At 44.9% G+C, this 6,828-nt stretch carries 8 protein-coding genes; 6 read left to right on the top strand and 2 right to left on the bottom strand.

From position 1 onward, the window contains the following. A partial coding sequence (gene larB, locus PAN06_RS12470) for a nickel pincer cofactor biosynthesis protein LarB (RefSeq protein WP_269796476.1) occupies nt 1-573 on the bottom strand: 573 nt, incomplete at its 3' end. An 8-nt stretch (nt 574-581) separates the two neighbouring features. Then, on the bottom strand, nt 582-1,856 hold the full coding sequence (larA, locus tag PAN06_RS12475) for a nickel-dependent lactate racemase (RefSeq protein WP_223141571.1): 1,275 nt from the start codon (nt 1,854-1,856) through the stop codon (nt 582-584). Between the two features lie 161 nt (nt 1,857-2,017). On the opposite strand from larA, the gene PAN06_RS12480 reads away from it, so the two are divergent. The 6 genes from PAN06_RS12480 to PAN06_RS12505 all read left to right on the top strand — a co-directional run. Then, entirely contained in the window at nt 2,018-2,683 is a 666-nt protein-coding gene (locus PAN06_RS12480; protein WP_223141572.1) for a Crp/Fnr family transcriptional regulator, read from the top strand. Nucleotide 2,684: 1 nt separating this feature from the next. After that, the gene (gene larE, locus PAN06_RS12485; RefSeq protein WP_269796477.1) at nt 2,685-3,533 is read left to right on the top strand and encodes an ATP-dependent sacrificial sulfur transferase LarE; all 849 of its coding nucleotides are present in this window, start codon (nt 2,685-2,687) and stop codon (nt 3,531-3,533) included. 3 nt (nt 3,534-3,536) lie between these two features. Next, nucleotides 3,537-4,061, top strand: a complete 525-nt coding sequence (locus PAN06_RS12490) for a DUF924 family protein (RefSeq protein WP_269796478.1) — start codon at nt 3,537-3,539, stop codon at nt 4,059-4,061. Next, a complete protein-coding gene (locus tag PAN06_RS12495; protein ID WP_269796479.1) occupies nt 4,048-5,601 on the top strand; it encodes an ABC transporter substrate-binding protein in 1,554 nt (517 codons plus the stop codon). The genes PAN06_RS12490 and PAN06_RS12495 overlap by 14 nt, the downstream gene beginning before the upstream one ends. Before the next feature lie 2 nt (nt 5,602-5,603). Then, nucleotides 5,604-6,389: an ATP-binding cassette domain-containing protein gene (locus PAN06_RS12500; RefSeq protein WP_269796480.1), complete on the top strand. Its 786-nt coding sequence runs from the start codon at nt 5,604-5,606 to the stop codon at nt 6,387-6,389. Further along, a partial coding sequence (locus PAN06_RS12505; protein ID WP_269796481.1) for an ATP-binding cassette domain-containing protein occupies nt 6,367-6,828 on the top strand: 462 nt, incomplete at its 3' end. The genes PAN06_RS12500 and PAN06_RS12505, both read left to right, overlap by 23 nt.

The raw sequence follows: 6,828 nt of genomic DNA on the forward strand, positions 1-6,828 counted from the left end.
ACCTCCAACAACGCTGACAAGAGCTCCTTCCATACCAGCGATCACGATGATCACACTGGCTTTTTGGATCTCTTCTAAGCGGTTGAAGAGGCGATGGATGCCGGCGACTCCCACATCATAGATTCGGCGAACCGAATGGCCAAAGGTTTCTGCAGTGACTGCAGCTTCTTCTGCAACAGGAACATCACTTGTCCCTGCTGTGACGACCGCAATGTAGTGTTCAGGATCGGCTTCTTCTTTTTTAGAGTTGAGAACGAAGCAGCGAGCTTCTGGATAATAGTGGCCAGTCGGAAAGCGCTGAGAAAGAGCCTCTCCCTTTTGGAGAGAGACCCTTGTTGTGAGGATCGGCAATTCTTTTTCTGAAAGAAATTGCAGGATCCCTTCAATTTGCTCAACTGTCTTTCCTTCGCCGTATACGACCTCAGGGAAGCCGTTGCGACGTTGCCGGTCAGTATCAATTGCTGCATACCCTAGTTCTTTAACTCCATTGATTTGCTCAAGCGCATCCTCAACGGAGAGATGACCTGCTTGCAAAGAACGGAGTGTCTGTTCTAGATTGGGTTGAAAATCCATGTTTGATTCTATTCAACAACGACAGAAAGTCCGTCGCGGATAACTGTTACTTTAGCATCTTTTCCTTCACGTGCAAAGGCTTTTTCAAGTGCTTCGTCAAATGAAGTTGCAAGTTCCATGTGCATACCTGTAATCAAAGCAGGATCTACAAGGTCAGATACAAAGATAACATGGTGGTGTACCAAAATACGTGCCAAGATTTGAGAAGTCCATTGGTCTGGGACAGTCTCTAAACGAGGTGTATTGATAGCTTGTTCCAAGAATTCTTTTGGATCTTCTACGTCAGCAAGGTTGCGATAGAAACCTTCTCCACCGTGACCGTCTGCACATCCAGCAACCATGATGATTGTTCCGCCTTCTTTGTTAGAAGCTTCGGCTGCAGTCATCCCTTTAACAGCTTGGTAGATGTTTTGGTCAAGTGGGAAACCACCGTTTGTAGAAATTGTGATGTCGCTTTCGATCTTAGACACACGTGCCAAGTCTGCAACGAAGTCACAACCAACTTTGTGGGCTTCAACCATGTCCCCAGCGAAAGATCCGATGATGTGTTTTTCGCCGTCCAATACAACGTTGACGATGAAGGCCAAGTTTGCAGTACGAGCAGCGTAAAGCATATCTTCGTGGATTGGGTTGTGGTCAAGGTTACCAGTACGTGCCTTATCAGAATTGATGAAGTCACCTGAGTGGTTCGCCATGATAGTTTTGTATGAAGCGATACCTGGAAGGACTGATTTACGTCCACCTGAGAATCCAGCAAAGAAGTGAGATTCGATGAATCCTTCTGCTAGCAACAAGTCAGCTTCAGCAGCGATCTTGTTGATGATACAATCCCCACCTGAAGGAAGTTGACCGATTTTAACCATGTCGTCGTCATTTGTTGAAATGTGCATAACGATTTCTTCATTGTCAACGATTTCTTGGCCGTATTTGTTGATCAATTCTTCGCGAGTTGAAGGACGGTGGAAACCAGTAGCAACCAAGATACGCACACGTGCATCAGGGTTAACTGAGCGAATACGACGCAAAATGATTGGGGTGATGATGTGAGAAGGAACGGGACGAGTGTGGTCAGAGCTGATCAACACGATGTCTTTTTTGCCTTTAGCAAGCTCTTCCAAAGTTGGGCTGCCGATAGGATTATCCATTGAACGTTCAACAGTTTCTTCTTCAGACAGTGGGTTATGGAAGTTTTCCGCCTTAGACTCTAACAATCCTGCAAAGTTTTCATCTGGAATCTTTGCAACAATCGTCTTTTTGTCGTACGGTAATTTAATTTCTACCATTATTTGCGATCTCCTTTATTAATACTGATACTTATAGTATAATTCTTTTTTAAAAGAGGTGTGTACTAATTGATGTTAACAAATGTTAACTATACTAATTAAGAACAGGTGTATCATTAGTGTGACTTCTACAAAGGAATGAAGAAGGAGGAAAATCGCGCGTGGATTCAGCATTTTTAGTGAAATTCTTGGAAGAGAGGCGAACGCCCATTATCAAGAAAAAATACCACAGCTACCTCTCTTATCGCGGGATTAAAGAGGACTACATCTATATTTTAAAAGAAGGGGTCGTAAAGACCAGTGTCATCATGCGTGATGGTCGAGAATTTAACTTTTCCTATTTAAAGGCGACAGATATTGTGTCCCTGTTACGGGACGAGGTATCCAATTATACGGACTCGCCTTTTAACGTACGCGTGGAAACAGCCGAGGCAAGCTTTTATCGGATTCCTCGGGTTAAGTTTTGGACCTTTGTCAAAGAGAAAAAGGAACTGCAAGACTACGTACGGGATTATTATCGCAATAAACTGTCTGAAAGTATGGAATCCCAGCAATACATGATGATGAATGGGAAAAAAGGCGCGGTTTGTTTCCACCTACAAAAGCTGTGCAGCTTATTTGGGGTAGAGCAGGACGATGGTGTCTTGATTGACTTTAATATTACCAACGAAGATATTGCTGGTTTTTGTGGGATTTCAACCCGAAACAGTGTCAATCGCATTCTGAATGAATTAAAGCGGGAGGGTGTTTTAGACATTCGACAGCAAAAGATCGTTATTTTGGATACAGAAAGCATCGAAGAATTAATTGGAAGGGAAACATTCTAACATGGCAACAGAAGCACAAATCAGAAAAGAAAAAGAAGAAAAATTACAAGACATTTTGCGGGAAATCGGAAAAGTGGCCATTACCTATTCTGGTGGGATTGATAGTTCCTATCTCTTAAAGGTTGCTTTGGACACCTTAGGGCCTGACAATGTGATTGCAGCAGTGGTGAATTCAGAACTCTTCTCAGATGAGGAATTTAATTTAGCGCTTGATTTGGCGGATCAGTTGGGGGCACCAATACTGGGGCTTGAGATGAGAGAATTGAGTGATCCGCGTATTGCTGCCAACACTCCTAATATTTGGTATTACACCAAGCAATTGATGTACCAAACCATTAAGGATTCTGTCACAGAATTGGGATTTGAGCAATTGGTTGACGGCATGATCATGGATGATATAGACGACTTCCGTCCAGGTATCAAGGCTAGAAACGAAGCGGGAGTACGTAGTGTCTTGCAAGAAGCGGGTCTCTATAAGACAGAAATTCGTCAATTGGCTAAGGAAAGAGGCGTCTCCAATTGGAACAAGGTTCCGTCTTGTAGTGTAGCCTCACGCTTCCCATACGGGGTAAAAATCACTTTGGAAAATGTCCAACGCGTCTTTGAGGGGGAAGAGTTCCTTGTAGGACTTGGTTTTGAGCAAGCCCGCGTGCGCGTGCATGGGGACTTGGCCCGTATCGAAGTAGAAGAGGACCATCTTCTTGAAGCGATCCAAATGCATGACAAGATCAATGACTTTATGAAGGAAATTGGCTTTACTTATGTAGCCTTGGATTTGGCTGGTTACAAGTATGGTCGGATGAATGACTCTTTGGATGAAAAAACCAAAGAAAAAATTATGGCGGAATAAGGCATGAATGAAGTAGTACGATTTTGGTTTGAAGAGTTGAAGCCAGAGGATTGGTTTAAAAAATCGGATGCCTTGGACCAAGAAATGCGGGAGCGCTTTGAGGGACTCTATTGGAAGGCTAGTCGTGGGGAATTGTTTGGCTGGCGCACTACAGCAGAAGGTCGTTTAGCAGAGATTTTGCTCTTGGACCAGATTCCTCGCAACATTTTTCGAGGGACGGCTCAAGCATTTGCGACAGATTCCCTGGCCTTGGTCTTGGCCCAAGAAGGGTTAGAGCAAGCCTTGGATCTACCAGTTGTACAAAGAGGTTTTTTCTACATGCCCTTTATGCATTCTGAATCCTTAGTCGTCCATGAAGTAGCCTTGCGCTTGTTTGATCAACCGGGGCTCGAAAAACGCTTGAAGTATGAGAAGATGCATGCGGAGATTCTCCAACAATTTGGACGCTATCCTCATCGCAATGCTATTTTAGGGAGAATATCGACCAAAGAAGAAGAGGGGTATCTAGCAGAACATGCTGGTTTTTAAAAGAAAAAAAGGATCTTGGGCCAAGCTCTGCTGGACGCTCCTTTTAGCAGGAATTTGCTTGCTAGGCTTGAGGGCTTTTCAGGAGAGCCAGGAAAAAACGGTCTCTTCTCGTGATACAGTAACTATGGGCTATACCCAATTTCCGGCCAATATTGATCCAGTCAAAGAGTACAATGGCTGGTTTACAGTGCGCTATGGGGTCGGAGAGACCCTGTTTAAAATGGATGATCAGCTACAGATCCAACCCTGGCTGGCCACCAAAGGTGAGCAGTTGTCCCCTCTGGAGTGGGAGATCACGATCCGTCAAGGGGTGCGATTTCATGATGGGAGTCTCATGACTCCTCAGACGGTCAAGGAGTCTTTGGAACATCTTTTGGCTTCCAATCAGCGGGCGGCAGGTGAATTAATGATCGAGCAAATAACAGCGACGGATCATACCCTTCGGATCAAAACCAAAGAGCCTCAACCGATTCTCTTGAATCTATTGGCAGATCCTTATTCGACCATTCTTCATGTCGGAGCCAAGGAGTCGACTGGGAAATCGGTCGTTGCGACAGGTCCTTTCCAGATGACGGCTTTTCGTCCAGAAAATGGGGCTAGTTTAAAGGCCTTTGGCAATTATTGGAATGGGGCAGCCAAAGTAGCGAAGGTGGAGATTCGTTCCTTTTCAGATGCGACCTCGATGAGTCTCGCCTTAGATGCTGGTGAGATCGATGCGGCTTATGGGATGCCGGCGCTCAATCTAGCTTCTTATCGTAAGAAAACAGGTTATCGGATTTCAGAAGTGGATGGCTCGCGCTATCTTTCTTATGTTTATAATTTCCGAGATCCTTGGATGAAAGACAAGACGCTACGAAAAGCCCTTGATTTGGTGATTGATCGAAAGACCTATAGTCAATCGCTCTTTCAAAAAGGTTCCCAAGCTACAAGTGGTCCGTTTCCAAGTCGCTTTCCTTTTGCTTTAGAAGAGCCTGTTCCAAATGCGAATGCCAAGGAAGCTGAGAAGCTCTTGGACCAAGCAGGCTACTTGAAAAAAGCAGATGGGTTTCGCTATAAAGATGGTAAAAAGGTTACATTGACAGCTCTCTCTTATGAGCGTTTGCCAGAGATTCCTTTAGCAGTTCAGGCGACACAAGCTGCCTTGAAGCAGATTGGGATCGATGTGAAGATTCGGACTGTTGAAGTGGGCTCGATTGCTGCAGCAGAAGATTATTCGTTTACGCCTTATACCATGGTGGCGACTCCTGTAGGCGACCCCTACCCCTTCTTTAAGAGTTCACTGGCTTCAGACGGTTCAGTTAATCTTGGAAAATATAAGAGCGACAAGGTAGACCAACTCATTCAAACTCTGGGGATAGAAGGCAATCAAGAGAAGCGTCAAGAGCTGAGTAAGGACCTCCAAAGGGAGATTCAAGAGGATCTACCGATCAGCTTTTTGGTGACGTTTAAGGTGGCAGTCATTATGAATGACCGCGTGTCAGGGCTCGCATCGAGTGCCTCAGACTATTACCATATAACCAATCAATTAACAAAGGAATAAGTATGCTTGAACTTCAACACCTAACGGTCCAATCCAAGGATCGGATCATTCTTGAAGATGTATCCTTTCAATTAGGAGAATTTCAGAGCCTGGCTATTGTTGGAGAAAGTGGCAGCGGGAAGTCTACCCTACTAAAGGTTTTGCTAGGACTCCCTTTGCGAGATCTCTGGATTGTAAAAGGCCAGTATCGTTGGCAAGGAGAGGAACAACTCCAGCAGGCCTCTCCCTTCTCCTTTGTGGGAAGTGAGATAGCTTGGATCAGCCAGCAGGCTGGGCGCTTTTTTTATGATCGACGAACCATCGAAAACCATTACAAGGACCTAGTCAAAAGTCTAAAAGGGCGGACTCCTAACATTCGTTCTTTCAAAGAATGTATGGATTTGGTTGGTTTAGAAGCGAAAAAGATTGCGCCAGCTTATCCCTTTGAACTAAGTGGGGGCATGATGCAGCGGGTCGCAATTGCTTTGTCACTGGTCTCTTATCCGACGATTTTGCTAGCTGATGAGCCCACCAGTGCGCTCGATGTGGTCACAAAGCTTGAAATTGTGAACTTATTAGCCCGCTTAAAAAGAGAAGAAGGCTTGTCTCTTCTATTAGTAACACATGATATGGCAGTTGCTGCAGCCTTGAGTGATCACATGCTTGTGATCCGTGGGGGACAGGTCATTGAGCAAGGAGCTACGGTCCAATTGTTGGAGTCCGCAAAAGAAGACTATACAAAAGAGTTGCTTGCTGCAACCCCTCGTTTACAGAAAGGAGCTACAGATGGGGACCATTTTGACCTGTAAAGATCTGATTTTCACCCACCGTCATTCTGCATCGGGGATGCAAGTAGGTCCGATTTCATTTAAGTTAGAAGAAGGTGAAAGCTTTGGCATTGTAGGTGAATCTGGATCTGGAAAGACCAGTCTGAGTCATCTGCTGTGTCGCTTTATCAAACCTCATCAGGGGCAACTCTATTTACAGAGCCGTCCCTATGAAGACTTTTCAACGAAAGAATTCTATCAAACGATCCAGTATATTGATCAACACCCTCATGCTAGCTTTCATCCAGCTCGATCAGTATATTCGAGCTTGATGGAAGTCTGTGATCATTTTGATCAGGAAGCAACGAAAGCTGAAAAAGAAAAAGCGATCGAGGCTGTGTTAGAGGCTGTTCACCTAAATCGTCAGCTAGTCAAACAAAGACCTCAATTTTTAAGCGGGGGGGAGTGCCAGAGAGCAGCT

It is taken from the genome of Streptococcus sp. SM3, from assembly GCF_027497875.1.

What these genes read in the sequence shown, in the direction of transcription:
- larA (WP_223141571.1), bottom strand. Translation starts at nt 1,856, where the DNA reads ATGGTAGAAATTAAATTACCGTACGACAAAAAGACGATTGTTGCAAAG.
- larE (WP_269796477.1), top strand. Translation starts at nt 2,685, where the DNA reads ATGGCAACAGAAGCACAAATCAGAAAAGAAAAAGAAGAAAAATTACAA.
- PAN06_RS12490 (WP_269796478.1), top strand. Translation starts at nt 3,537, where the DNA reads ATGAATGAAGTAGTACGATTTTGGTTTGAAGAGTTGAAGCCAGAGGAT.
- PAN06_RS12495 (WP_269796479.1), top strand. Translation starts at nt 4,048, where the DNA reads ATGCTGGTTTTTAAAAGAAAAAAAGGATCTTGGGCCAAGCTCTGCTGG.
- PAN06_RS12500 (WP_269796480.1), top strand. Translation starts at nt 5,604, where the DNA reads ATGCTTGAACTTCAACACCTAACGGTCCAATCCAAGGATCGGATCATT.